This is a genomic window from Streptomyces sp. NPDC002773 (assembly GCF_040295605.1).
Taxonomy (GTDB): Bacteria; Actinomycetota; Actinomycetes; order Streptomycetales; family Streptomycetaceae; genus Streptomyces.
In genome coordinates, this window is record NZ_JBEOVO010000038.1 from 32,296 (window position 1) to 57,987 (window position 25,692).

At 72.5% G+C, this 25,692-nt stretch carries 23 protein-coding genes; 8 read left to right on the forward strand and 15 right to left on the reverse strand.

What is annotated here, in order from left to right; all coding sequences use genetic code 11:
- Positions 1–78: 78 nt before the first annotated feature.
- Positions 79–1,503 (reverse strand): type I glutamate--ammonia ligase, encoded by a 1,425-nt coding sequence (glnA, locus tag ABT034_RS30590; protein WP_351220323.1) that lies wholly within the window; start codon positions 1,501–1,503, stop codon positions 79–81.
- Between the two features lie 244 nt (positions 1,504–1,747).
- On the opposite strand from glnA, the gene ABT034_RS30595 reads away from it, so the two are divergent.
- A complete protein-coding gene (locus tag ABT034_RS30595) occupies positions 1,748–2,215 on the forward strand; it encodes an RDD family protein (protein ID WP_351220324.1) in 468 nt (155 codons plus the stop codon).
- A 70-nt stretch (positions 2,216–2,285) separates the two neighbouring features.
- Here the strand turns inward: ABT034_RS30595 and ABT034_RS30600 are convergent, their stop codons facing one another.
- From ABT034_RS30600 to lipB, 4 genes are all read right to left on the reverse strand, one after another.
- On the reverse strand, positions 2,286–2,990 hold the full coding sequence (locus ABT034_RS30600; protein ID WP_351220325.1) for a DUF4191 domain-containing protein: 705 nt from the start codon (positions 2,988–2,990) through the stop codon (positions 2,286–2,288).
- A 10-nt stretch (positions 2,991–3,000) separates the two neighbouring features.
- Positions 3,001–3,216, reverse strand: coding sequence for an SCO2195 family GlnR-regulated protein (locus ABT034_RS30605; RefSeq protein WP_030208220.1), 216 nt, complete (start codon positions 3,214–3,216; stop codon positions 3,001–3,003).
- 252 nt (positions 3,217–3,468) lie between these two features.
- A complete protein-coding gene (lipA, locus tag ABT034_RS30610; RefSeq protein WP_351220326.1) occupies positions 3,469–4,437 on the reverse strand; it encodes a lipoyl synthase in 969 nt (322 codons plus the stop codon).
- Positions 4,438–4,560: 123 nt separating this feature from the next.
- Entirely contained in the window at positions 4,561–5,394 is an 834-nt protein-coding gene (gene lipB, locus ABT034_RS30615; protein WP_351220327.1) for a lipoyl(octanoyl) transferase LipB, read from the reverse strand.
- A gap of 287 nt (positions 5,395–5,681) precedes the next feature.
- Between lipB and ABT034_RS30620 the strand changes: the two genes are divergently transcribed.
- On the forward strand, positions 5,682–7,328 hold the full coding sequence (locus ABT034_RS30620; RefSeq protein ID WP_351220328.1) for an NsdA family TPR-like regulatory protein: 1,647 nt from the start codon (positions 5,682–5,684) through the stop codon (positions 7,326–7,328).
- A gap of 182 nt (positions 7,329–7,510) precedes the next feature.
- On the opposite strand, the gene ABT034_RS30625 is transcribed toward ABT034_RS30620, so the two are convergent.
- Both ABT034_RS30625 and ABT034_RS30630 read right to left on the reverse strand, forming a co-directional pair.
- Positions 7,511–8,896: an NAD(P)/FAD-dependent oxidoreductase gene (locus ABT034_RS30625; RefSeq protein ID WP_351220329.1), complete on the reverse strand. Its 1,386-nt coding sequence runs from the start codon at positions 8,894–8,896 to the stop codon at positions 7,511–7,513.
- A gap of 199 nt (positions 8,897–9,095) precedes the next feature.
- Positions 9,096–10,007, reverse strand: a complete 912-nt coding sequence (locus ABT034_RS30630; RefSeq protein WP_351220330.1) for a TIGR01777 family oxidoreductase — start codon at positions 10,005–10,007, stop codon at positions 9,096–9,098.
- Between the two features lie 47 nt (positions 10,008–10,054).
- On the opposite strand from ABT034_RS30630, the gene ABT034_RS30635 reads away from it, so the two are divergent.
- Positions 10,055–10,555, forward strand: a complete 501-nt coding sequence (locus tag ABT034_RS30635) for a GNAT family N-acetyltransferase (RefSeq protein WP_351220331.1) — start codon at positions 10,055–10,057, stop codon at positions 10,553–10,555.
- A 29-nt stretch (positions 10,556–10,584) separates the two neighbouring features.
- Here the strand turns inward: ABT034_RS30635 and ABT034_RS30640 are convergent, their stop codons facing one another.
- On the reverse strand, positions 10,585–11,244 hold the full coding sequence (locus ABT034_RS30640; protein WP_351220332.1) for a TetR/AcrR family transcriptional regulator: 660 nt from the start codon (positions 11,242–11,244) through the stop codon (positions 10,585–10,587).
- A gap of 118 nt (positions 11,245–11,362) precedes the next feature.
- On the opposite strand from ABT034_RS30640, the gene ABT034_RS30645 reads away from it, so the two are divergent.
- Positions 11,363–12,157: an SDR family NAD(P)-dependent oxidoreductase gene (locus tag ABT034_RS30645; protein ID WP_351220333.1), complete on the forward strand. Its 795-nt coding sequence runs from the start codon at positions 11,363–11,365 to the stop codon at positions 12,155–12,157.
- 62 nt (positions 12,158–12,219) lie between these two features.
- Here the strand turns inward: ABT034_RS30645 and ABT034_RS30650 are convergent, their stop codons facing one another.
- Positions 12,220–12,741: a DUF4240 domain-containing protein gene (locus ABT034_RS30650; protein WP_351220344.1), complete on the reverse strand. Its 522-nt coding sequence runs from the start codon at positions 12,739–12,741 to the stop codon at positions 12,220–12,222.
- Between the two features lie 99 nt (positions 12,742–12,840).
- Between ABT034_RS30650 and ABT034_RS30655 the strand changes: the two genes are divergently transcribed.
- Entirely contained in the window at positions 12,841–13,770 is a 930-nt protein-coding gene (locus ABT034_RS30655) for an SDR family oxidoreductase (RefSeq protein ID WP_351220334.1), read from the forward strand.
- A gap of 40 nt (positions 13,771–13,810) precedes the next feature.
- Here ABT034_RS30655 and ABT034_RS30660 read toward each other — a convergent pair whose 3' ends face one another.
- A complete protein-coding gene (locus ABT034_RS30660) occupies positions 13,811–14,773 on the reverse strand; it encodes a helix-turn-helix transcriptional regulator (protein ID WP_351220335.1) in 963 nt (320 codons plus the stop codon).
- A 71-nt stretch (positions 14,774–14,844) separates the two neighbouring features.
- Here ABT034_RS30660 and ABT034_RS30665 point away from each other — a divergent pair, with 71 nt between their 5' ends.
- Complete coding sequence (locus ABT034_RS30665) at positions 14,845–16,308, forward strand: serine/threonine-protein kinase (protein ID WP_351220336.1); 1,464 nt, start codon at positions 14,845–14,847, stop codon at positions 16,306–16,308.
- A gap of 114 nt (positions 16,309–16,422) precedes the next feature.
- Here the strand turns inward: ABT034_RS30665 and aceE are convergent, their stop codons facing one another.
- The 4 genes from aceE to ABT034_RS30685 all read right to left on the reverse strand — a co-directional run bounded on the left by aceE (position 16,423) and on the right by ABT034_RS30685 (position 22,575).
- The gene (gene aceE / locus ABT034_RS30670; RefSeq protein ID WP_351220337.1) at positions 16,423–19,137 is read right to left on the reverse strand and encodes a pyruvate dehydrogenase (acetyl-transferring), homodimeric type; all 2,715 of its coding nucleotides are present in this window, start codon (positions 19,135–19,137) and stop codon (positions 16,423–16,425) included.
- Between the two features lie 340 nt (positions 19,138–19,477).
- Positions 19,478–20,101, reverse strand: coding sequence for a GntR family transcriptional regulator (locus tag ABT034_RS30675; protein WP_351220338.1), 624 nt, complete (start codon positions 20,099–20,101; stop codon positions 19,478–19,480).
- 116 nt (positions 20,102–20,217) lie between these two features.
- Positions 20,218–21,867, reverse strand: coding sequence for a 2-oxoglutarate dehydrogenase, E2 component, dihydrolipoamide succinyltransferase (gene sucB / locus ABT034_RS30680; RefSeq protein ID WP_351220339.1), 1,650 nt, complete (start codon positions 21,865–21,867; stop codon positions 20,218–20,220).
- A 132-nt stretch (positions 21,868–21,999) separates the two neighbouring features.
- A complete protein-coding gene (locus ABT034_RS30685; RefSeq protein ID WP_351220340.1) occupies positions 22,000–22,575 on the reverse strand; it encodes a M48 metallopeptidase family protein in 576 nt (191 codons plus the stop codon).
- A gap of 245 nt (positions 22,576–22,820) precedes the next feature.
- Between ABT034_RS30685 and ABT034_RS30690 the strand changes: the two genes are divergently transcribed.
- Together ABT034_RS30690 and ABT034_RS30695 are read left to right on the forward strand one after the other, a co-directional pair.
- A complete protein-coding gene (locus ABT034_RS30690; protein ID WP_351220341.1) occupies positions 22,821–23,954 on the forward strand; it encodes a ThiF family adenylyltransferase in 1,134 nt (377 codons plus the stop codon).
- A gap of 41 nt (positions 23,955–23,995) precedes the next feature.
- Positions 23,996–25,342, forward strand: coding sequence for an ABC1 kinase family protein (locus tag ABT034_RS30695; protein WP_351220342.1), 1,347 nt, complete (start codon positions 23,996–23,998; stop codon positions 25,340–25,342).
- Between the two features lie 46 nt (positions 25,343–25,388).
- Here ABT034_RS30695 and ABT034_RS30700 read toward each other — a convergent pair whose 3' ends face one another.
- Positions 25,389–25,571: a hypothetical protein gene (locus tag ABT034_RS30700; RefSeq protein ID WP_351220343.1), complete on the reverse strand. Its 183-nt coding sequence runs from the start codon at positions 25,569–25,571 to the stop codon at positions 25,389–25,391.
- Positions 25,572–25,692 lie beyond the last annotated feature (121 nt).

Here is a 25,692-nt window from a genome sequence, read left to right on the forward strand (position 1 = left end):
CGGCGCGGTCGCCGAACGGCGAAGGCCGCCGCCCCGGGTTTCCGGGGCGGCGGCCTTCGTCACGTGGCCGTCCGCGGTTTAGAGGTCGAAGTACAGCTCGAACTCGTGCGGGTGCGGGCGCAGCTGGATCGGGGCGATCTCGTTCGTGCGCTTGTAGTCGATCCACGTCTCGATCAGGTCGGAGGTGAAGACACCGCCGGCCTGGAGGTACTCGTTGTCCGCCTCCAGGGCGGAGAGGACGGCCTCCAGGTTGGTCGGGACCTGCGGGACGTTGGCGTGCTCCTCGGGAGCCAGCTCGTACAGGTCCTTGTCGATCGGCTCCATCGGCTCGATCTTGTTCTTGACGCCGTCGAGGCCCGCGAGGAGCAGCGCCGAGAAGGCGAGGTACGGGTTCGAGGACGGGTCCGGCGCGCGGAACTCGACGCGCTTGGCCTTCGGGTTCGAGCCCGTGATCGGGATGCGCATGGCCGCGGAGCGGTTGCGCTGCGAGTACACCATGTTGACCGGCGCCTCGAAGCCCGGGACCAGGCGGTGGTACGAGTTCACCGTCGGGTTGGTGAAGGCGAGCAGCGACGGGGCGTGCTTGAGGATGCCGCCGATGTAGTAGCGGGCGGTGTCCGAGAGGCCCGCGTAGCCCGTCTCGTCGTAGAACAGCGGGTCGCCGTTCGCCCACAGCGACTGGTGGACGTGCATGCCCGAGCCGTTGTCGCCGAAGATCGGCTTCGGCATGAAGGTCGCGGTCTTGCCGTTGCGCCAGGCGACGTTCTTCACGATGTACTTGAAGAGCATCAGGTCGTCGGCCGCGGCGAGCAGCGTGTTGAACTTGTAGTTGATCTCGGCCTGGCCGGCGGTGCCGACCTCGTGGTGCTGGCGCTCGACCTGGAGGCCGACGTTCTCCAGCTCCAGGGAGATCTCGGAGCGCAGGTCGGCGAAGTGGTCGACCGGCGGGGCCGGGAAGTAGCCGCCCTTGTAGCGGACCTTGTAACCGCGGTTGTTCTCCTCCGCACCGGTGTTCCAGGCGCCGGCCTCGGAGTCGATGTGGTAGAAGCCCTGGTTCGCGGAGGTCTCGAAGCGGACCGAGTCGAAGACGTAGAACTCCGCCTCCGGGCCGAAGTACGCGGTGTCGGCGATGCCGGTGGAGGCGAGGTACGCCTCCGCCTTCTTCGCGATGTTCCGCGGGTCACGGCTGTACTGCTCGCCCGTGATCGGGTCGTGGATGAAGAAGTTGATGTTCAGCGTCTTGTCGCGGCGGAAGGGGTCCACGCGGGCCGTCGACAGGTCGGCGCGGAGCGCCATGTCGGACTCGTGGATGGCCTGGAAGCCGCGGATCGACGAGCCGTCGAAGGCGAGCTCCTCGGACGGGTCGAACGCCGTCGCGGGGATCGTGAAGTGCTGCATCACGCCCGGAAGGTCGCAGAAGCGGACGTCGACCATCTTGACGTCGTTGTCCTTGATGAACTTCTGGACCTCGTCGGCGTTCTGGAACCCGTGCTTCTCGGACATCCAACTCCTCCTACTCCCGGCCCGGGGAGGGGCGGGCTTGCAGCTCGGTCATGCGGCCAGTGCGGTGGCACACGCTGGACCCGACCATAGGCAGACGGGATTTCTCAAGCATGACCCATTTGTTTCGTCGAAGTTAACCGGGGTGGGTGCCGTTCCGCTGCCCGGGCCCGCTCGGCGCCCGATTCGGCCCGTGTTCGCCGACCCGGGCCGAAGTGATCAAAAACGGGCGCAGTACCGTGGTCGGGTGGACAACAGGCAAGCACTCGGATCTTGGCTCTCCGGCCCCCGCGCGGCGGCCGAGGACGCAGGCGTCGACTTCGGCTACCGCGGTCAGCAGCTGGGGCTGCCCGAGGAGGGGCCCGGCTCGATCGCCCGCCCGGGCCGCCGGCTCGGCGCCCTCGCCGTCGACTGGGGTCTGTGCCTCTTGATCGCATACGGCCTGATCACCGACGGCTACAACCAGGCGACGGGCAACTGGGCCCTCGGCATCCTCCTCGTCTTGAGCGTGCTGACGGTCGGCACCATCGGCTCGACGCCCGGCAAGCGCCTCTTCGGCCTCGGCGTCGTCTCGGTCCGCGGCGGCCGCCTCGGCCTTCCGCGCGTGGCGCTCCGCTCCCTGCTCGTCTGCCTGGCGATCCCGGCCCTCATCTGGGACCGCGACGGCCGCGGCCTCCACGACCGCCTCTCCGGCGCCGTCCAGGTCCGCATCTGAGCACCCCGTACGCGAGAAGGGCCCCGGACCGTGTGGTCCGGGGCCCTTCCCATGTAGTCGGTCGGGCGCGTCAGCGCATCTTTCCGCCCCGCGGCATCCGCATGCCCTTCGGCATCGGACCCTTCGGGAGCGGCATGTTGCTCATCAGGTCGCCCATCGCCCGAAGCCGGTCGTTGGCCGCCGTCACCTGCGGGCCGGTGAGCACCCGAGGCAGCTTGAGCATGGTCGTACGGACCTTCTTCAGCGGCACCTGGCCCTCGCCGTCGCCGACGATGATGTCGTGCACCGGCACGTCCACCACGACGCGGCTCATCCGCTTCTTCTCGGCCGCGAGCAGCGGCTTGATCCGATTCGGATTGCCCTCGGCCACCAGGACGATGCCGGCCCGGCCGACCGCCCGGTGGACGACGTCCTGGCTGCGGTTCATCGCGACCGCGGGGGTCGTCGTCCAGCCGCGCCCGACGTTCTGCAGGACCGCCGCCGCCGCGCCCGGCTGGCCCTCCATCTGCCCGAAGGCCGCGCGCTCGGCGCGCCGCCCGAACACGATGGCCGCCGCCAGGAGCGCCAGGACGAAGCCCAGGATGCCCAGGTAGACCGGGTGCCCGATCAGGAAGCCGATCGCGAGGAGGGCACCGAGTACGACGATGCCCACGCCTGCGACGACAAGTCCGACCTTAGGGTCGGCCTTTCGGGTCATCTTGTACGTGAGGGCGATCTGCTTGAGCCGCCCCTGGTTCGCAGCGTCAGCGCTGCCCGTGTTTGCCTTCCTCGCCATGTCCTGAAGTTTACGTGGCCCGGGAAGTCCGGCCCGACGCGACCTCCATCACGTGCTGGGCCTCGACCCGGTCCTTGGCGCGGCGCCGGTCCTCCAGGACGGAATTCCAGGCGTTGCGCCGTGCGGTGCGCTGCCCGGCGCCGAGGAGCAGTGCCTCCACGGCCTTCAGGGCGTCGGTGACGGACGGGATCGCGGTGACGCGGACGTGCGTCGATGCGGCCGGCATGGGCGGGGTCCTCCCTCGATTGCGGGTGAGACGAGGCGGGGGTGTGAGCAGCGGTGGCGGTGAGTGAAACCAGGCTCACAGATTGGTGTTACCAGGGCGTGACCCGGTGGTCAAACACTGATGAAAGGTTGATGCGGCCGAGCGGCCGTACCCCGGACGCCGACGCGGCCCGTACGTACCCGCTGAACTGCGGGAGCGTACGGGCCGCGCCGGATCCGGCCACTACCGACCGGTAACTACTTGTGCTCGGATTCACACAGCCTGAGAGGCGTTGTCGACGGCGCCGCGCTTCTCGATGGCCTGTTTGTAAAGGCGCCCGGCGCGGTACGACGATCGGACGAGCGGGCCCGACATCACGCCGGAGAAGCCGATCTCGTCGGCCTCCTCCTTCAGCTCCACGAACTCCTGCGGCTTCACCCAGCGCTCCACCGGGTGGTGCCGGACCGAGGGGCGCAGGTACTGGGTGATCGTGATCAGCTCGCAGCCCGCGTCGTGCAGCTGCTGGAGCGCCTCGCTGACCTCCTCGCGGGTCTCGCCCATGCCGAGGATCAGGTTCGACTTCGTGATCAGACCGTAGTCACGCGCCTGGGTGATGACGTCGAGCGAACGCTCGTAACGGAAACCGGGACGGATCCGCTTGAAGATCCGCGGCACCGTCTCCACGTTGTGCGCGAAGACCTCGGGGCGGGAGGCGAAGACCTCCGCCAGGAGCTCCGGCACCGCGTTGAAGTCGGGCGCGAGCAGCTCGACCTTGGTGCGGCCCTCGGCGCGGTCCGCCGTCTGCTGGTGGATCTGGCGCACGGTCTCCGCGTACAGCCAGGCGCCGCCGTCCTCCAGGTCGTCGCGCGCGACGCCCGTGATCGTGGCGTAGTTCAGGTCCATCGTGACGACCGACTCGCCCACGCGGCGCGGCTCGTCACGGTCGAGGGCCTCGGGCTTGCCCGTGTCGATCTGGCAGAAGTCACAGCGCCGGGTGCACTGGTCACCACCGATGAGGAAGGTCGCCTCGCGGTCCTCCCAGCACTCGAAGATGTTGGGACAGCCCGCCTCCTGGCAGACCGTGTGCAGGCCCTCGCTCTTCACGAGACCCTGCATCTTCGTGTACTCGGGCCCCATCTTCGCCCGGGTCTTGATCCACTCGGGCTTGCGCTCGATGGGGGTCTGGGCGTTCCGGACCTCCAGGCGCAGCATCTTGCGTCCGTCGGGTGCGACTGCGGACACATCGGCTCCTGTAGCTTCGATTCTTCGGCGCACACCAGGGTACGCCGTTGCTTCCCATGCCTTACTACGTCTGGCCAACCTCTGGCCAGCGCCCCGCATTCCTCAAGGCTCCCCGGGGGGCCTTCAGGCCGAGGCGGTGGCCGTGGCCGGAGCCGCGACCATCTCCCCCGGACGCTCGATCTCGCGCGGCTTCAGCTCCGCGCCTTCGAGGACCGTCCGCAGATGGCGCTCCACCACCGGGAGCACCTCCGCGATCGAGACGTCCCGGCCCAGCTCGTTGGCGAGGGAGGTCACGCCCGCGTCGCGGATGCCGCAGGGGATGATCCGGTCGAACCAGGCGTTGTCCGGGTTCACGTTGAACGAGAAGCCGTGCATCGTGACGCCCTTGGCGACCCGGATGCCGATGGCGGCGAGCTTGCGGTCCTCGCGGCGCTGGCCGGCGTTGGACGGAGCGTACTCGGGGCCGTTCAGGCGCGGGTCGAACTCCTCGTCGTTCAGACGCGGGTCGAAGTCGAGCGACAGACCGCCGAGGGCCGGCCGCTGCTCCACCGGGTCACCGAGGACCCAGACGCCGCTGCGCCCCTCGATCCGGGTCGTGTCGAGGCCGAACTCGGCGGCCGTGAGGATCAGCGCGTCCTCGAGGCGGCGGACGTGCGCGACGACGTCCACCGGGCGGGGCAGCTTCATGATCGGGTAGCCGACGAGCTGGCCGGGGCCGTGCCAGGTGATCTTGCCGCCGCGGTCGACGTCCACCACCGGCGTCCCGTCGAGCGGGCGCTCGCTCTCCGCCGTACGCCGGCCGGCCGTGTAGACCGGCGGATGCTCGAGCAGCAGACAGGTGTCGTCGATCTCGTCCGCGAACCGCGCGGCGTGCACCTCGCGCTGCTTGTCCCAGGCCACCTGGTAGTCGACGGCTTCCCCGCCGAACCCAAGGCGGACGAATCGCAACTCACTCACGGCCATGCCTCCTCCTGGGCGCCGGGGCGGGAACCGGGGATCATCCCGGGCCGGATCGGCACCGATGCGTCATTCGCGCCCCTGCCACTGTACGGCGGCGCCGGGGACACCCCTCCGGCAGGTGGACGGGGGCACCTACGTCAGCGGTGCCGTCAATCCTCACACGATCGGATGAATGTGGGGCGAAGCTGGCGGTACGGGCCGTGAGGACCGCTAAATTCACGCCGTTCCATGAGGGTCCGACGGGGCTGCCGCCCGGACCCGGAAGGCAGGAGACCGCACAGCTGATGACGGAACGACCACCGCAGCGCATCCCGAACCGCCAGCTCGCCGCGCTCATCGCCGAAGCCGGGTTCTCCCATGCGGGGCTCGCGAGACGGGTGGACCAGCTCGGCCTTGAACACGGTCTCGACCTGCGGTACGACAAGACCTCCGTGACCCGCTGGCTCCGCGGGCAGCAGCCGCGCGGCACCACGCCCGCGCTCATCGCCGAGGTCTTCACCCGGCGTCTCGGCCGGCGCCTCTCCGCCCAGGACCTCGGCCTGGACGCCTGCGCGCCGGTGTACGCGGGTCTGGAGTTCGCCGCGACCCCCGAGGAAGCGGTCGACATCGTCAGCGGCCTGTGGCGCAAGGACTCCGGCAGCCATGCCGAACTCCGCAAGATCGCCTTCACGCCTGCGGGCCTGGTCGTCCCCAGCCGCGACTGGCTGATCGGCCGGGCCGACGACCGGGTGGCACGGGGGGACGTGCCGCCGGGCCCGCGGTCGTCGACGGGGTCGGCGACGCCGAGTGCGACGACGGAGGGGCGGCCGGCGGCCGCCTCCCTGCTGGCGCACGACACGCGCGCCCCGCACGCCCCTCGGGCCCCGCACGACGGTCGGGTCTCGCAGGACGGCCGCGTCTCGCACGACACGCGCGTGCCGCAGGACCCCCGGGCCCCTCACGACCCCCGTGCCCTCCACGACCCCCGGGTCCCGGCGCAGGGCCGTTTCTCCGTGCCCCGGCAGCGGGGTACGGACCGGGGGCCCGGTCAGCGGGTCTCCAGCGGGGACATCGCGGCCCTCCGCTCGGTCGCCGAACTCTTCCGCACCCTCGACCACGCCTACGGCGGCGGCCACGCCCGCCAGGCCCTCGTACGGTACCTGGAGCACGAGACCGAGCCGATGCTGCGCGGCACGTACGGGGAGGCCGTCGGACGGCGCCTCTTCGCCGCCGCCGCCGACCTCACCCGGCTCGCGGGCTGGACCTCGTACGACATCGCCGCCCACGGCCTCGCCCAGCGCTACTTCGTCCAGGCGCTGCGCCTGGCCCAGGCCGCCGGGGACCGGGCCTACGGCTCGTACGTGCTCCTCACCATGAGCTGCCAGGCCGTCTACCTGGGCCACGGCAGGGAGGCCGTGCAGCTCGCGCGGGTCGCCCAGCAGGGTGTCGGGCCCGCGGCGCCGCCCGTCGTCCAGGCGATGCTGCACGCGATCGAGGCGCGGGGGCACGCGGTCCTCGGTGAGGCGCGGGTGTGCAGTGCCTCGCTCGTACGGGCCGAGCGGGCGCTCGAAGCGGCGCGGCCGGGGGACGAGGTGCCGTACTGGGCCCGGATGTTCGACGAGGCCCAGCTCGCCGACGAGCTCGGGCACTGCCACCGGGACCTCCAGCAGTACCGCCCCGCCGCCCAGCACGCCGAACGCGCCCTCCAGCTCCGCGCGCCCGGCTTCGCCCGCAGCCGGCTCTTCTGCCGGGTCGTCCTGGCCACGTCCCGGCTCGCCCTCGGCGAACTCGACCAGGCGTGCGCGCTGGGGGCGGAGGCGGCGCAGCAGGCGTCGGAGATGCGGTCGGCGCGGGCGGTGGAGTACGTACGCGACTTCGAACGCCGCCTGGAGCCGTACCGCGACGCGGCGGCGGCCCGCACGTACCGGGATCGCGTGGCAGCCATCGGCTGAGGGGGCCCGTATGTGCGGCCCCGGGGCGGGGCGGGGGCCCCATCGCCAGGCCCCCGGGGCAGGGCGGAGCCTCTCACCACCCTGCCCCAGGGCAGGGTGAGGGTAGGGGCCCCGCCCGTGACGGCCCGGGGCCGCCCCCGCCCCCGGCCCGGCCGGCGGGCCTCGGTGGCCCGGCAGTGGGGTCAGGCCGCCTCCCCGTATGCCCTCTCCTCCGGGCGGGCGCGGACGCCCAGGTCCCTCAGGAGGGCCTGGGCGGCGCGCGTGCCCGACGTGAGGGTGCCCTGGAGCGTGCTCGTCGCGCGGTGGTCGCCGCACACGTAGAGGCCCGAGAGCAGCCGGACCGAGCGGTCCGCGTCGTGCGGTGGCGTCATCGCAGGGAACGCGTCCCGCGTGTGGTGCAGTCCGAGCAGCTCCCACTCGTCCGTCGACGTCCCGTACAGCGTCGCGAGGTGCTTGCGGACCCGCCGCTCGGTGTCGTCCGGCGGCGTTCCCAGTACCGTCGACGTGATCAGCGCCCGGCCCTCCGGCGCCCGGCGCGGATCGACCGCGCTCATCACGGCGGTGTGCGCCACCGGCCCGCCCGGGTCGGCCTCAAGGAGCAGCGTCGGCTCCCCCGTGGGCGCCACGGGCGCCGTGTGGTGCAGCACCGTCACGGCGTGGAAGGCGGGCGTCCGCAGGCCCGGAAGCAGCGCGGCCGCCGTCCGCGCCCCCGTCGCGAGCACCACCGAACGGCACCGGAACACCCCGTGCTCCGCCGTCGTCACCCGCGCGATGGACGCCTCCGTGACCCGTACACCATTACGGACCGTCCCCGGCGGCAGCGCGGCGGCGAGCCGCTCCGGAAGCGAACCCGAGCCGCCCTCGGGGACGGCCGCCCAGCCCCGGGCGAAGGCACGGAGCGCCAGGTCCGCGTGCCGGCTCGACACCCCGAGGTCCGGGTCGCCGAGCAGCGCCGCGAGCAGCGGCCGCAGCACCCCCTGTACGGTCCTGGCGGGCAGCCGGGCCGTGAGCGCCTCGCGCGCCGTCCGCTCGGGCCGGGCCAGAAGACGCTGCGTCGGCGTCGCGGCGAGCCGGACCAGGGAGGCGCCGAGCCGCGCCTGGTCGAGCGAGGCCGCCGGATGACGGGGGGCGCTCGCGAGGGCGCGCGCCACGCTGAACGCTCCCCCCACGCTCCGGGGCCCCCCGCCCCTGGCCGTTCCGACGGCCCGCCGCGGATGCGGGGCGCCCCACCGCGCGTACCGGCCGTCGCTGTGCACGACCGCCCCCGGGGCGAAGGGGCGCAGCACGAGGCCGTCGAGCCCCGGAGTCGCCCGCAGTTCCTCCTGCGACAGGGTGAGCACGGGCCCGACCCGGTCGAGCAGGAACCCGTCGACGGCCTCGGTCGCCAGCCGGCCCCCGATCCGGGGCTCCGCCTCCAGGACGGCGACGGAGAGCCCCGCGCGGGTCAGCCGGTGGGCGGCCGCGAGCCCCGCGACCCCGGCTCCCACGATGACGACGTCGACGGCCTCCGCGGCCTCCACGACGTCCGTACGCTGTGCGTTCCTTGCGCTGTCTGCGCTGCTGAGCACGTGCCCCTCCCCAGGTCGGCGCGGCCGGTGGGAGGCCTATGCCCCCAACGAGCCCCCGGAATGCCCGAGTTCGCGGTTCGGGTCGAGCCTAGGCAGCGGCCCCGCGGGTGCCAGCCGCGCGCACCGGGGGTGCGTGCGGCACGGGGGAGCGCAGGGGCGCGGAGGCCGACGGGCCAAAGGGGAGTGGCAGGCGCCGCGTTCAGCCCGCCGCCGCCCTGATCGAGTCCTCGATCGTCGGGAACGCGAAGTCGAAACCGGTCTCCAACAGCCGCCCCGGCAGCACCCGCTGACTACCCAGCACGTCCTGGGCGAAGTCCCCGAGCACCACCCTCAGGGCCGGCGCGGGCACCGTGAACAGGGTCGGGCGGCGCAGGACCCGGCCCATCGCCGCCGTCACCTCGCGGTTGGTGACCGGGTCGGGGGCCGTCAGGTTCACCGGGCCCGAGAGCGACGGGGTGTCGACGAGGTGGCGCAGCGCCGCCACCTCGTCGTGGAGGGAGATGAACGACCAGTATTGGCGGCCGTCGCCCATCCGCCCGCCGAGCCCGGCGCGGAAGACCGGGAAGAGCCGCCCCCAGGCCCCGCCCTCGCGCGCCACCACCAGGCCGGTGCGGGCGTACGTGACCCGGATCCCCGCCTCTTCGGCGGGGGCGGCCGCCGCCTCCCACTCCACGCAGACTTCGGGCAGGAAACCCGTGCCCGAGGGCGCGCTCTCGTCGACCGCGCGGCTGCCGGTGTCCCCGTACCACCCGAGCGCCGTGCCGCACACCAGGCTCTCCGGCGGCTGCGCGAGGGAGGCGAGGGCCTGGGAGATCGCCGTCGTGCCGAGTACGCGGCTGTCGCGGATCTCCTGCTTGTACGCCTCGTTCCACCGGCGCTCGCCGACCCCGGCGCCCGCCAGGTGGACGACGGAGTCCACGCCGACGAGCCCGGCGGCGTCGACGTACAGCCGCTTGGGGTCCCACTCGACCTCGTCGGCCGTCCGGGCCGGGCGGCGGACGAGCCGGAGGACGTCATGGCCGTCGGCGCGCAGGGAGCGGACGAGGGCCGAGCCGATGAGCCCGGTGGCCCCGGTGACGGCGACTCGCTTGCGGGTGGCGGAACGCTGCATGGGGCCATCCTGCCCTCCCCGGTCGTACCCATGGCACAGTGGCTGGCATGAAGGTGTCGGAGACGCTGATACGCCGGGCCGCGGGCGGCGACGAGGACGCCCTCGGCGCGCTCGACCGGGACACCTGGTCGCCCCTCCACGCGGTGCTGCCCGCGCCCGTCCCGCCGTACGAGCCCTTCTTCGACGAGCGCCACCGGCCCGAGGACTACCTCGTCGCGGTGCACGGCGGAACCGTCGTCGGCTACGTCCGAGTGGTGCCGCCGACCCCGCTCGCGTCCAACGCCCACGTACGCCAGATCCAGGGCCTCGTCGTGGCCGGGACGGCCCGGGGCCGGGGCGTGGCGCGGGCGCTGCTGCGGGCCGCGATGGACAAGGCACGCGCGGACGGCGCCGCCCGGATCACCCTCCGGGTCCTGGGCCACAACGCCCCGGCCCGGGCGCTCTACGCCTCCGAGGGCTTCGTGGTCGAGGGCGTGCTGCCGGGCGAGTTCCTGTTCGACGGGGTGTCCGTGGACGACGTCCTCATGGGCCGGTCACTGACCGCCTGACCACCCCGCCTGTCCACCTGACCGCCTGATCAGCTCGTCCGCGGGTGCAACAGCCTCATCCCGCCCATCAGTTCGCGCAGGCAGCGGACCGCCAGCTCCGCCGGTGCTCCCTCGCCGCGCGCCGGAGCGTCCGTCTCCGCCCAGGCCTCCAGGGCGATCCGGATGGCGTCGGTGGCCGCCGCCGCCGCGAGCCGTACCTCCAGCGGGTCGGCGTCCGGCCCGGCGAGCCCGGCGACGACCTCGCGCAGCCGCTCCTCGGACTCCTGGTTGACCCGGTACCAGACGGCCCGCAGCGCGGGGTCCTCGGCGGCCGCCCGCAGCAGACCGCGCGTCCAGCGCAGGCCCTCCTCGCCCGCCGCGTCCGCCGGGGTCAGCGACGCGGCGATCGAGCGCTCCAGGGCCTCGGGCAGGCCCGCGCCCGGCTCCGACGCGGCGAGGATCTCCCGCCAGCGGTCGGCGCCGCCCGCGAGCAGCGGGGCCACGGCGTCCTGCTTGGAGCGGAAGTACCGGTAGAAGGTGCGCAGCGCGACCCCGGCCCGCAGGGCGATGTCCTCTGCCGTGGTGCCGTCGGGGCCGCGCTCCGTGAAGAGCTCGGCGGCGGCGCGCGCGATGTCCAGCTGGGTGGCGGCCTTGCGGCGTTCCGTCAGCGTCCGGGTGGGGGGCGTGGCGCCCTCGGGCTTGGTGCTCACCGTACGAAGCGTACGCCCGCGCCCGCCAGAAGTGCACGACGTGCAACTATGGCAAAACGTGCCACCTGGGCGTACGGTGGCAGCGTTCCGCACCGCTTGACAACGAAAGGTTGACGCCATGAACCAGCTGACCCGTTACGAAGGACGCCGCGCCCTCATCACCGGCGGTGGCTCCGGCATCGGCCAGGCCACCGTGCTCCGCGTGCTCGCCGAGGGCGGCCGGGTCGTCGCCGCCGACATCAGCGAGGACGGCCTCAAGGACACCGTCGCCAAGGCGGGCGACGCGGCCGGGCGCCTCACCACCGTCGTCGTGGACGTCGCCGACGAGGCCTCGGTACGCGCCGGTGTCACCGCCGCCGTCGAGGCGCTCGGCGGCCTGGACGTCCTGGTCAACGCGGCCGGGGTGCTGCGCTCCTCGCACACCCGTGAGACGAGCCTCGACTCCTTCGAGCAGGTGATACGGATCAACCTCACCGGCACCTTCCTCGTGATCCGCGAGGCGATCCCGGCTCTCCTGGAGGGCAACGGCTCGGCCGTCGTGAACTTCTCCTCCACCTCCGCGATGTTCGCCCACCCCTACATGGCGGCCTACGCGGCCAGTAAGGGCGGCATCCAGTCCATGACCCACGCGCTCGCCGCCGAGTACGCCAAGCAGGGCATCCGCTTCACCGCCGTCCAGCCCGGCTCCATCTCCTCCGGCATGACCGACGGCTCGGGCGCCAGCCGTCAGAGCGTCGGCCCCGGCCTGCCCGAGGACACCGACTGGACCCTCTTCGCGAAGCTCGCCCCCGCCCTCGGCCAGGGCTTCGCGGGACCGGAGACCGTCGCGGGTGTCGTCGCCATGCTGGCGAGCGAGGACGGGAGGTTCATCACCGGCACCGAGATCCGCGTCGACGGCGGAACGCACTTCTGACGGACGCACCGCCCCACGTCCATCGGCCGGCGAGCACGCTCACCGGCCGGCCGCCCCCCGCCCTACCCCGCTCCGAACCGCTCCCACAGCCGGGGGAAGCGGCTCGCGAGGGTGTCGTCGTCCGCCAGGTCGAAGGGGGTGCCGAGCGGCTCCCCGCCCGGCATGGGGATGCCCAGGTCGGGGGTCTCGGCGCCGGTCAGCCGCTCGTACGCCTCGTCCGCCGCGAAGCCGATCTCCTCACCGTCCCCGTCGATCTCCACGTCGAAGTCGCCGAGCAGCTCCGCCAGCGCGTCCGGATCGTGCACCGCGCCCTCGTACACCTCCCGGCCCTGGCCGATGAGCCAGCAGCGGAACGAGTCGAAGGTCTCGTCCCCCGCCCCGTCGAACAGCACGGCCGTCGCGCCCCACAGATCCCAGAGGTACGCGCGGTTGTAGCGGGCCTCGAAATGGCGTGCGTAGTCGAGCACGGAGTCGGGGTCCAGCCGGGTCAGCCGTTCCACGAGCAGATCCGCCTGCTCCTCGGGGTCGCCCTCGGCTTCCTCGCGGGTGGCGTCGATGATCTGCCAGAACTCGGTCTCGTCCATCACGGGACCAGCATCGTGGCTCGGAGGAGGCGACGCACCCGGAAACCCCGAAATCAATCCGGACAGAGGGTGTCGTACTTTCCTGCCACGCTGGTTCCCATGACGACTGAGAAGAAGCCGCTGCACGGACGGATCTGCCTGGTCGCGGGCGCCACCCGAGGAGCCGGACGGGCCATCGCCGTCCAGCTCGGAGCCGTCGGCGCGACCGTGTACGTCACCGGCCGCACCACCCGCGAGAAGCTCAGCGAGGTCGGCCGGGCGACCGAGACCATCGAGGAGACCGCCGAACTGGTGACGGCGGCCGGCGGCGAGGGCATCGCCGTACCCACCGACCACCTGGAGGTCGACCAGGTCAAGGCGCTCGTCGACCGGATCGACCGCGAGCAGGGCCGCCTGGACGTCCTGGTCAACGACGTCTGGGGCGGTGAGCACCTGGTCATCGCCGGGTTCGGCAAGAAGATCTGGGAGGTGGAGTTCGCCGACGGGCTGCGGATGCTGGAGCTCGGCGTGAAGACCCACCTCGTCACCAGCGCGGCCGCGGTGCCGCTGCTGATCCGGAATCCGGGCGGGCTCGTCGTGGAGGTCACCGACGGGACGGCCGAGTACAACGGCACCCGGTACCGGGAGAACATCTACTACGACCTCGCGAAGAACGCCCCGATCCGGATGGCGTTCGCGCTCTCCCACGACCTGAAGCAGGTGGGCGGCACCGCGGTGTCCATCACGCCGGGCTGGCTCCGCTCGGAGCAGATGCTCGACCACTTCGGTGTGACCGAGGAGAACTGGCGGGACGCGACCGAGAAGGTGCCCGACTTCGCCGTCGCCGAGTCCCCGGTCTACGTCGGCCGGGCCGTCGCCGCCCTCGCCGCCGACCCCGACCGGGCGCGCTGGAACGGGCAGTCGCTCTCCAGCGGGCAACTGGCGAAGGAGTACGGCTTCACGGACGCCGACGGATCGCGGCCGGACGGCTGGGGCTTCATCATCGCCAAGGAGACGGACGAGAACGCGTCCGCGGACGACTACCGGTAGAGCTCCGCGGGCGACTACCGGTAGAGCTCCGCCCGGACGACTACCGGTAGAGCTCCGCCAGGCCCCGGGCCGCCTCCGCGAACCGCGCGCGGAGCGAGTCCGGGGCCAGCACCTCCGCCTCCGGGCCGAGGACGAGCAGCTGCCCGAAGGCCACCTCCTCGTTCTCGACCCGGAGCGTCACGGTCACCCCGCCCGCCCCGGCCGGCTCCCCGTCCGCCAGCGCCTCCTCGGCCGCCAGCCGGTCCGTCACGTACGGCAGCCGCCGCGCCCCCGCCTCGGACAGGCGCACCACCACCTCCGCCCGCAGCAGCGAACGGGCGAACTCCGCCGACCGCTCGGCCCAGAAGGCCGCCAGGTCGAAACCCTCGTCCCGTACGAACCGCTCCTCGCCCACGGCCACCGCCGCGAAGCGGTCCACCCGGTAGGTGCGGAACGCCGTACCGGACCGCGCGCACAGGTACCAGACGCCCGCCTTCAGGACGAGGCCGTACGGGGCCAGTTCCCGCTCCACCTCACGGTCGCCCCGCCGGTAGCGGGCGGCGATCGTCCGGTCGTCCCAGACCGCCTCCGCGACCGGGGCCAGCAGCTCCGGTGTCTCCGGCTCCTGGTACCAGCCCGGCGCGTCAAGCAGAAAGCGCTGCGCCACCGAGTCCGGGGCGTCGCGCAGCGAGGGCAGCAGCGCCGCCGACACCTTCAGCCGGGCCGCCGACGCCGCGTCCTCCAGGCCCATGTCCCGCAGCGCACCCGGCAGTCCGGACAGGAACAGCGCCTCGGCCTCCCCGCGCGCCAGGCCCGTGAGGCGCGTACGGTACCCGCCGACGAGCCGGTACCCGCCGGCCCTGCCCCGGTCCGCGTACACCGGAACCCCCGCCTCCGAGAGGGCGAGGGCGTCACGGGTGACGGTCCGTTCGGACACCTCCAACTCCTCGGCCAGTTCGGCCGCCGTCATCGACGGACGGGACTGGAGCAGAAGGACCATCTTGATCAGCCGGGCGGCACGCATACCCCCCACCCTGCCACCCATACTGGGCGCCAGGGGGCATGGAGCCTGAGGGACCATCGGGGAGGGGCACGATGCGGGGGACGGTGCTTGACGGGCGGTACGAGTTGGAGACCCGGCTCGGGCGCGGCGGGATGGGGCAGGTGTGGAGCGCCCTCGACCGGCGCATGCAGCGGGACGTGGCGGTCAAACTCGTCACCGCGCTGCCGGACATGGGCGAGGAGGAGACCTTCCTGCGCTTCCGCCGCGAGATCCGCTCGGCGGCGAGCCTGCCCGGCCGGTACACGGTCACGGCACACGACTGCGGCTCGACCGAGATCGACGGCGAACGCGCGCTGTACCTGGTCATGGAGCGGCTGACCGGCCAGACCCTCACCCGGGCCGTCCAGGAGCAGCGTCCGCACTGGCACGTCGCCGTCGCCTGGGCGCGGCAGCTCGCCAGCGCCCTCGAAGCGGCCCACTCACGTCGGATCGTCCACCGGGACATCAAGCCGGACAACGTGATGTTCGCCGAGGACGGCGACCTCAGGATCCTCGACTTCGGCGTCGCCAAGTTCCTCGGGGACACCCTCAGGACCGGCGGCCTCACCGGCACCGGCGTCGCCATCGGCACACTGCTCTACATGTCGCCCGAGCAGGCACTCGGAGAGCGGACCGTCGACCACCGCACCGACCTGTACTCCCTGGGCTGCGTGCTCTACTTCACCCTCACCGGCCGCGCGCCCTTCGCCGCCGACAACATGCTCGGCCTGATCAACCAGAAGCTGCACGGCACGGAGGTCCCGCCGCACCACCACGACCCCCTCATCCCGGCCGAGCTGAGCGCGCTCGTCATGGCCCTGCTCGCCCGCGAACCCGCCGACCGGCCGACCTCCGCGGCGGCGGTCCTGGCCCGGCTCCGCGCACTGTCCGGGCCCGTCGCCGTCGCTCCGGCCCCCTCCGGTACGGGCGACGTGGCCACCGAGCGGGACCGGATCCTCGACGAGGCCCGACGGCACGCGCAGGCCCAACGCCGGGCGGCGGACGCCCTGTTCGAGGAGAGGCGGGCCAAGGCGGCGCAGGCGGCCGCGGATTTCGAGACGCACCTGGCGCAGCGCCGCCGGCAGTCGGAGCAGGACCTGGCCGCCCGCCAGGCCAAGGCCGAGGAGCGGCTCGGGGAGATCGAGCACCGCGCGGAGCAGCTCCGTCTGGAGGCGGTGAAGCTGCGTACGGACGCGGAGGGCCGGGCCCGAGCCGTGCTGGCAGACGCGCGCGCCGAGACGGACGCCCTGCTTGAGGCGACGCGGGCCGAGGCGGACGACCTCCTCGCGACGACTCGGGCCGAGGCGGACGCCCTCGTCGCGGCGGCCCGGGTCGACGTGGAGGGGCGGCTGGCCGGACTGGCGGACCTTCGTACCGCGATCGGCGTGATCCTGGCGGACAGCAAGTACCAGCCGCTCGGCACCCTCGCCGAACAACGGGCAGCCGCCCTCCGCGAGCTCGAAGCAATCCACCGCACGTTGTCGGGCATGCGGGAACCGGCTTCCGGCCCCGCCTGACGGCCCCGCCTGACGGCCCCGCCTGACGGGCCGGCCCCGGAACGACCGAGGGGCCGCCTCCGTACCCACCGGGTACGGACACGGCCCCTCGGCTCAGGAAAGCCCTGGCCCTCCCTACAGCCCGTAGCGCTCGCGCGCCTCCTTCACGGCCGTCGCCTGGACCTCGCCGCGCCGCGCCAGCTGCGCGAGCGCCGCGACGACGATCGACTGGGCGTCGACGCCGAAGTGGCGGCGGGCCGCGTCACGGGTGTCCGAGAGGCCGAAGCCGTCGGCGCCCAGCGAGGACCAGTCCTGCTCGACCCACTGCGCGATCTGGTCGGGGACCTGGCGCATGTAGTCGGAGACGGCGAGGACCGGGGAGTCCACGCCCTCAAGGGCCTTGCGGATGTACGGCACCTGCTCCTCGCCGCGCAGCAGCGCCGCGTCGGCCTCCAGGGCGTCGCGCCGCAGCTCCGTCCAGGAGGTCGCGGACCACACGTCGGCGCCCACGCCCCACTCGGCGGCGAGCAGCTTCTGCGCCTCCAGGGCCCAGTGGATGGCCGTACCGGAGGAGAGGAGCTGGATGCGCGCGGCGTTCGCCGGGAGGTCGAGACCGGCCGACTCCGCCGTGTTGAAGCGGTAGAGGCCCTTGACGATGCCCTCGTCGATCCCGGCCGGCTTGGCCGGCTGCGGCATCGGCTCGTTGTAGACGGTGAGGTAGTAGAAGACGTTCTGGTCCTCGCCCTCGGCGGCCTCGCCGTACATCCGGCGCAGACCCTCCTTGACGATCGCCGCGACCTCGTAGGCGAACGCCGGGTCGTACGTGAGCGCCGCCGGGTTCGTCGCCGCGATCACCGGCGAGTGGCCGTCGGCGTGCTGGAGGCCCTCACCGGTCAGGGTCGTACGGCCCGCGGTGGCGCCGACGAGGAAGCCGCGGCCGAGCTGGTCGCCGAGCTGCCACATCTGGTCGGCGGTCCGCTGCCAGCCGAACATCGAGTAGAAGATGTAGAACGGGATCATCGCCTCGCCGTGCGTGGAGTACGCGGTGGAAGCGGCGATGAAGTCGGCCATCGAACCGGCCTCGGTGATCCCCTCGTTGAGGATCTGGCCGTTGACGGCCTCCTTGTAGTACATCAGCTGGTCGCGGTCGACCGGCTCGTACGTCTGCCCCTTCGGCGAGTAGATGCCGAGGGAGGGGAAGAGGCTCTCCATACCGAAGGTGCGGGCCTCGTCCGGGACGATCGGGACCCAGCGCTTGCCGGTCTCCTTGTCGCGGATCAGGTCCTTGACGAGGCGCACGAACGCCATCGTCGTGGCCATCGACTGCGTGCCGGAGCCCTTGTCGAAGGCGGTGAAGGCCTTCTCGGCCGGGGCCGGCAGCGGGGCCAGCGGCTGGGTGCGGCGGGCCGGGGCCGGGCCGCCGAGGGCCGCGCGGCGCTCCTGGAGGTAGCGGACCTCGGGGGAGTCGGCGCCGGGGTGGCCGTAGGGCACCTGGCCGTCGGCGAACTGCGCGTCCGAGATGGGCAGGTCGAGCAGGTCCCGCATGTTCTTGAACTCGTCGTTCGAGAGCTTCTTCATCTGGTGGTTCGCGTTCTTCGACGCGAAGCCCTCACCGAGGGTGAAGCCCTTGACGGTCTGCGCGAGGATGACCGTCGGCGCGCCCTTGAACTCCACGGCGGCCTTGTACGCGGCGTACACCTTGCGCGGCTCGTGGCCACCGCGCGAGAGGTGGAAGCACTCCAGGATCTTGTCGTCGCTCAGCAGCTGCGCCATCGCGACGAGCGCCGGGTCCTTGCCGAAGAAGTCCTGGCGGATGTAGGCGGCGTCGCGGGTCTGGTACGTCTGGACCTGCGCGTCCGGCACCTCGCGGAGGCGGCGGACGAGGGCGCCGGTGGTGTCGAGCGCGAACAGCTCGTCCCAGGCGTTGCCCCACAGCGACTTCACGACGTTCCAGCCGGCGCCGCGGAACTGGGCCTCCAGCTCCTGCACGATCTTGAAGTTGGCGCGGACCGGGCCGTCGAGGCGCTGCAGGTTGCAGTTGATGACGAAGGTCAGGTTGTCCAGACCCTCGCGGGCGGCCAGCGCGAGGGCCGCGGTCGACTCGGGCTCGTCCATCTCGCCGTCACCGAGGAACGCCCACACGTGCGAGGCGGAGACGTCCTTGATGGCGCGGTTCGTCAGGTAGCGGTTGAAGCGCGCCTGGTAGATCGCGGAGAGCGGGCCGAGACCCATGGAGACGGTGGGGAACTCCCACAGCCAGGGGAGGCGGCGCGGGTGCGGGTAGGAGGGCAGGCCGTTGCCGCCGGACTCCTGCCGGAAGTTGTCGAGGTGGGCCTCGTTCAGACGGCCGTCCAGGAACGCGCGGGCGTAGATGCCGGGGGCGGCGTGACCCTGGATGTAGAGCTGGTCGCCGGAACCGGCCGCGTCTCCGGAGTCCTTGCCCTTGAAGAAGTGGTTGAAGCCGGTCTCGTACAGCCAGGCGGCCGACGCGAAGGTGGCGATGTGGCCGCCGACGCCGTACTTGGAGCCGCGGGAGACCATCGCCGCCGCGTTCCAGCGGTTCCAGGCGGTGATCCGGCGCTCCATGTCCTCGTCGCCGTCGAACGCGGCGCCCGTCGGCTCGGCGGAGGTCGGGATCGTGTTGACGTAGTCCGTCTCCAGGAGCTTGGGCAGGGCGAGGCCCGCGCCCTCGGCGTGCTGGAGCGTGCGGCGCATCAGGTAGGCGGCCCGGTGGGGGCCGGCGGCCTTGGTGACGGCGTCCAGGGAGGCCGCCCACTCGGCGGTCTCCTCGGTGTCACGGTCCGGGAGCTGGTCGAGCTCGCTCGGAATCTTGCCTACGGGATCGGTCATGATCGCCGCCTTCCGGACAGGTGGGGGTGAAGAAGGGGTGCCTTGTCTGGCAGGACAGGGCGAAGGGCCGGGTAGCGGCCCGCCGAAGACTGTAAGCCGCCGATCGATGATCGATCAAAGGGTTGAAGGAGAAAACCTCTTCAGATCGAGAAAGTCGGCACAGGGTGCCGCGAAACAGGGCACCCGGTGCCTACTTTTGGGCTTGTTTTCGCAGGTGGGAGCCGTTTTCTGAGTAGGTGCCCGCACGAATGAGCGGGCCCGCCGGACGGCGGACCCGCTCACTGTGCGTACATCTGTGCTTAAAGATCTGGGCTGAGGGATCTGTGTGTGGAGATCCGGGTCAGGCTCTCGGCGCGCAGCCCAGCACGTGCGCCTTCACCAGCGCCCCGATGTTCGGATCACCCCGGCGGAAGGCCTCCACCAGCTCCTGGTGCTCCTCCGCGTACGACTTCTGGACCGTGCCGAGCCAGCGGATCGACAGGGCCGTGAAGACCTCGATGCCCAGCGTCTCCCAGGTGTGCAGGAGTACGCCGTTCCCCGCGGCCTTCACCAACTCCCGGTGGAACGCCACCGTGTGCCGTACCTGCGCCGTCCCGTCGGAGGTCGCGTCCGCCTCGTACAGCGCCGCCACGTGCGGCTCGAGGGTCGAGCAGTCCGCCGCCAGGCGGCGGGCCGCCAGTTCGGCCGCGATCTGCTCCAGACCCGCGCGCACGGGGTAGCTCTCCTCCAGGTCGGCCGCGGTCAGGTTGCGGACCCGGACGCCCTTGTTCGGCGCCGACTCGATCAGGCGCAGCGACTCCAGCTCGCGCAGCGCCTCGCGGACGGGGGTCTGGGAGACCTCCAGCTCGGTCGCGATCCGGCGCTCCACGATCCGCTCGCCCGGCTTCCAGCGGCCGCTGACGATCCCCTCCACGATGTGCTCGCGGATCTGTTCGCGCAGCGAGTGGACGACGGGGACGGTCATGAAGGCTCCTCGGGGAGTGTTGACCCTTAGACAATACGGCGGCGCCCCCGCCCGGAAACACTTCCGGACGGGGGCGCCGCAGGTGAGGCTCGTTACGTTGCCTTTCGGCGTACGTCCTACAGGCCGAGGTCGACCTCGAACTCGCCGGCCTCCAGGATCGCCTTGACCGACGTCAGGTAGCGGGCGGCGTCGGCGCCGTCCACCAGACGGTGGTCGTAGGACAGCGCGACGTACGTCATGTCGCGGATCGCGATCGTCTCACCCAGGTCCGGGTGGTTGATGACGACCGGACGGCGCACGGTGGCGCCGATGCCCAGGATGGCGACCTGGTTCGGGGGCACGATGATCGTGTCGAACAGCGCGCCGCGCGAACCGGTGTTGGAGATGGTGAAGGTCGCGCCGGCCAGGTCGTCCGGCGTGATCTTGCTGGCGCGCACGGCGCCGGCCAGCTCCGCGGTCTTCTTCGAGATGCCGGCGATGTTGAGGTCGCCCGCACCCTTGATGACCGGGGTCATCAGACCCTTCTCGGAGTCCACCGCGATACCGATGTTCTCGGAGTCGAAGTAGGTGATCGTGCCCTCGTCCTCGTTGATCCGGGCGTTGATGACCGGGTGGGCCTTCAGCGCCTGGGCCGCGGCCTTCACGAAGAACGGCATCGGGGACAGCTTGACGCCCTCACGGGCGGCGAAGGCGTCCTTGGCGCGGGTGCGCAGCTTCATCAGCTTGGTGATGTCGACCTCGACGACCGAGGTCAGCTGGGCCTGGCCGTGCAGCGCCTTCATCATGTTGTCGCCGATGACCTTGCGCATGCGGGTCATCTTGACGGTCTGACCGCGCAGCGGCGACGCCTCGAGGGCCGGGGCCTTCGCGGCTGCCGGAGCGGCGGCGGCGGCCGGGGCGGCCTTCTTGGCCTCGGCGGCCGCGAGGACGTCCTGCTTGCGGATACGGCCGCCGACGCCCGAACCCTTGACGGCCGCCAGGTCGACACCGTTCTCGGTGGCGAGCTTGCGGACGAGCGGGGTGACGTAGGCGCCGTCCTCGGCCGGAGCCGGGGTGACCGGAGCCGGGGCGGGCGCCGGGGCCTGGGCGGCCGGGGCCGGAGCGGCGGCCGGGGCGGCAGCCGGAGCCGCCGGCGCGGGGGCCGGGGCCGGGGGTGCGCCGAACGCCGGGGGCGTCGCCGCCTGCGGCGGCGGGGCGAAGCCGGGCGCCGCGGCCTGCTGCTGCGCGGTCGGCTCCTCCTCGGCGACCTCGCCGCCGAAGTTCCGCAGGAGCGCGTCGAGGCCGCCGTCGAAGCCCTGGCCGACGGCGGCGAACCGCCACACGTCCTTCAGGTAGAAGTCGCCGAGCATCACCGCGCGTTCGGTGCTGAACTCCGCGCCCGTGAAGGAGTACCGGGCGACCTCCTCGCCGCCCGCCACGATCCGCAGGTGCCCGGGGCCGATCTGCGACATCTGGCCGGCGCCGTCGATCGTCGCGGTGAACGACAACTTGTGGATGGAGGCGGGGATGCGGTCGAGGGTGACGCGGAACGACTCGGTGTCGCCGGACTGCGTGCCGAGCAGCTGGACGGACTCCTCGGGAGTCTTCGGCTGGTTGAAGAAGACGAAGTAGCGGTCGTCGGAGAGCCGCTCCTCCGCGTCGAGCCCGAAACAGCTGATGTCGAAGGTCAACCCGGGTGCCGCGATCTGCACGCCCACGTACAGATCGGTTCCCGCGGTGAGATCACTGATCTTGGCCTTGTGGCCGCGTTGGAATTCCCTGGCCATGCGTAACGACCGTCCCCCATCCCGAATGGCGATTGCTCGCGCCAGGCTAGCCGCTGAGTACGACATTGAGACAGGGCAGGTCGTTTTCGGTACGGAATCGGGAAACCCGCTCCCGCGCGCGTACCGGCGCTGTCACTCCTCGCGGGCGCCGGGGAGGTGCGGCAGCCGCTCGGCGGCGACCACGCCCTCGAGATAGCCGCGCGCCCGCTCGGTGCGGGGGTACGCCTCCAGGAGCCGCCAGAACCGGGGGCCGTGGCCGGGGACGAGCAGATGGGCCAGCTCGTGCAGGAGGACGTAGTCCACGACGTACTCGGGCATGCCCTGGAGCCGGTGGGAGAGCCGGATGCTGCCCTCGGAGGGGGTGCAGGAGCCCCAGCGGGTGTTCTGGTTGGTGACCCAGCGCACGGAGCGGGGGCGGGCCCGGCCGCCGAAGTACTGCTCGGACAGGCGCGTCGCCCGCTCGGTCAGCTCACGGTCCCCGAGGACGCTGCGGCTCTCCTGCGCGGCGAGCTTGTCCAGCATGACGCCGACCCAGCGGCGCTCCTCCGCCTCGGACATCCGGGCCGGGATGAGCACGATCGTCCGGTCGCCCTCGCGGTAGGCCGAGACGGTTCTCCTCCGCCGTGGGCTTCTGCGGACCTCGACCGCACTCGTCCCCGCACCGCGGTGCGGGGAGTCGGTCACGCTGCGCTGTGGATCGGCGGGCACGGCCCCGACGTTACCCGCTGGCGGCGGGGGAAGTCCCGTCCACGGAGTGGTTTCGGGAACGATCCGGCCCTGCTCCGCACCATTCGAATGACTAATCCGCTCGCCTGTGGACAACTTTCGGCGGCCGTGTCGACGGCGGGGCATTCTCACCTCGGACGGCGAAAGAGCCGTTGTCGATCTTGGAGTTGTCGATCACGACGTCGTCGGTCAGGAATGCGGATCACGACGAGGGCGGGGGCGGGGAAATGCATCCGATGGTGAAACCGGCGCTGCGGCGCGCCTGGCGGAGTCTGCGCCGCGTCCAGTTCGGGGTCACCCCCGCGCACGCGGTGGTGCTCGACCCCGTCGACCAGGACACGGAAGCGCTGCTCGGACTGCTCGACGGCACCCGCGGGACCGAACTGCTGCGGGCCGAGGCGCGGGCGCGCGGCCTGCCGGACGGACGCCTGGACGCGCTCGTCCGCCGCCTCGCGTCGGCCGGGCTGCTCGCCGACGCCGCGGCCGGACGGCCCGGAAGGACCGGTCCGGCGGCCGGCCCGGTCGACCCGGCCCTCGATCCGCTCCGCGCCGATCTGGCCTCCCTCTCCGTGGTCCACCCCGAGCCGGAGCGGGCGGTACGGACCCTGGCGGCCCGGCGGGCCCTGCGCGTCCAGGTCCGGGGGGCCGGGCGGGTGGGGGCGACGGTGGCGGCGCTCCTCTCGGCGGCGGGGGTCGGCGTGGTCGAGGTGGTGGACTCGGGCCGGGTCGAGCCCTGGGAGACCGCCCCGGGCGGACTTCCGGCCGAGTCCGTCGGCGAGCGCCGGGCGACGGCGGCCCGCCGCCTGGTCGGCCGCTGGCGGCCCGGCCGCGGCGGACCGGGCTCGTCGAGCGGAGGGGTCGGGGTGTCACTCGTCGTGGTGACGCCTCGGGACGGGCTCGGCGCGTACGTCCCCGATCCCGTCCCCGCCGAGCGGTGGGTCGCCACCGGCACCCCCCACCTGTACGCCGGGGTCCTGGAGGCGACGGGAACGGTCGGGCCGCTCGTGCTCCCGGGCGGCACCGCCTGCACGCGGTGTCTCCAGGAGGCGCGCACCGACCGGGAACCGGTCTGGCCCCGGCTGCTCGCCCAGTGGCGCTCCGGCGCCCCGCATCCGCTGCCCGCCTGCGACCTGGGCCTCGCGACGGCGGTGGCGGGCCTCGCCGCCGCCCACGCGCTGGCCTTTCTGGACGGCGGTCTCCCGGCGAGCACGGGCACCCGATGGGAGGCGACGCTGCCGTTGCTCGAGTGGCGGGCGGAGCGTCTGGAACCGCACCCGGACTGTCCCTGCGGGGCAGCGCGCGGACGAGTGGGGGTACGCGCCTCCGCGGCCGGAGGAGCACAGGACACAATGGCGGGGTAACCGCCCTGCGCGGCACGGCAGTCTGGGATTTGGAGGGGCGCATGTCTGATCTTCCCCGGAAGGCGGTCACCCGGACCGCCAAGTTGGCCGCGTTGCCACTGGGCTTCGCGGGCCGGGCCACCTGGGGCCTGGGCAAACGGATCGGCGGCAGATCGGCGGAGATCGTCGCCCGCGAGCTCCAGCAGCGCACGGCCGAGCAGTTGTTCAAGGTGCTCGGCGAGCTCAAGGGCGGGGCCATGAAGCTCGGGCAGGCCCTGTCCGTCTTCGAGTCCGCGCTCCCGGAGGACGTGGCCGGCCCGTACCGGGCGGCGCTCACGAAACTCCAGGACGCGGCGCCGCCGATGCCGACGCGGACGGTGCACGCCGTCCTCGCCGAACGGCTGGGCGAGGAATGGCGGGAGCTGTTCCTCGAGTTCGAGGACAAGCCCGCGGCGGCGGCCTCGATCGGACAGGTGCACCGGGCCGTGTGGCACGACGGGCGCGAGGTCGCCGTGAAGGTGCAGTACCCGGGCGCCGGTGAGGCGTTGCTCTCCGACCTGGCGCAGCTGAGCCGCTTCGCCCGGCTGCTCGGCCCGCTCGTCCCCGGCATGGACATCAAGCCGCTGATCACCGAGATGCGGGACCGGGTCGCCGAGGAGCTGGACTACGCCCTGGAGGCGGAGGCCCAGCAGAAGCACGCGGAGGAGTTCGCCGACGATCCCGACGTGGTGGTGCCGGCGGTCGTGCACCAGTCGGAGCAGATCCTCGTGACCGAGTGGATGGACGGGGTCCCGCTCTCCGAGGTGATCGCGGACGGCACGGAGGAGCAGCGGGACCGGGCGGGCCAGTTGCTGGCCCGCTTCCTCTTCTCGGGCCCCGCGCGCACCGGTCTGCTGCACGCCGATCCGCACCCGGGGAACTTCCGGCTGCTGCCGGCCGCCGGCGAGGACGAGGGGCCGGAGGGCTGGCGCCTCGGGGTCCTCGACTTCGGCACCGTGGACCGGCTGCCGGGCGGCCTGCCGGAGACGATCGGGACCTGTCTGCGGATGACGCTCGAAGGCGAGGCCGAGACGGTCTACGAGCTGCTGCGCGCGGAGGGCTTCGTCAAGGAGTCCGTCGTGCTCGACCCGGACGCGGTCCTGGAGTACCTGAAGCCGATCATCGAACCCGCCGAGGCGGAGTCGTTCCTCTTCACCCGCAGCTGGATCCGCACCCAGGCGGCCCGGATCGCCGACCTCCGCTCCCCCGCCCACCAGTTGGGCAAGCAGCTGAACCTGCCCCCTTCGTACCTGCTGATACACCGGGTGACGCTGAGCACCATCGGGGTGCTGTGCCAGCTCAACGCGACGGTGCGCCTGCGGGCCGAACTGGAGGAGTGGCTGCCGGGCTTCGTGGCACCCGCGCCCTAGGGCGGCCGAGCGGCGGACGGGCGGCGGCCCGGGGGCGGCCGGGGCGTCACCACCAGGAGGAGTCGAGACGGCCCTCGATGGCGCGGATGTTGGCGCGGGCGCAGTCCTCGCAGAAGTACGTGCGGCGGCCGTTCTCCACCGAACAGGTCCAGGTCAGCGGCAGGGTGTCGGCGGTCTTGCCGCAGCGCGCGCAGGTGACGGGTCCCTCGGGGGTGCGGGCGTCGTTCATCTTCGTGACGATAACCCGGCGGGGCGCCGCGGCCCCGACAACGCACCGCGGGGGCCGGTCCGTCAGGACCGGCCAGGTTCTCCGTCGGCCGGCGCACCATGGTCGCGATCACTTCGCACCC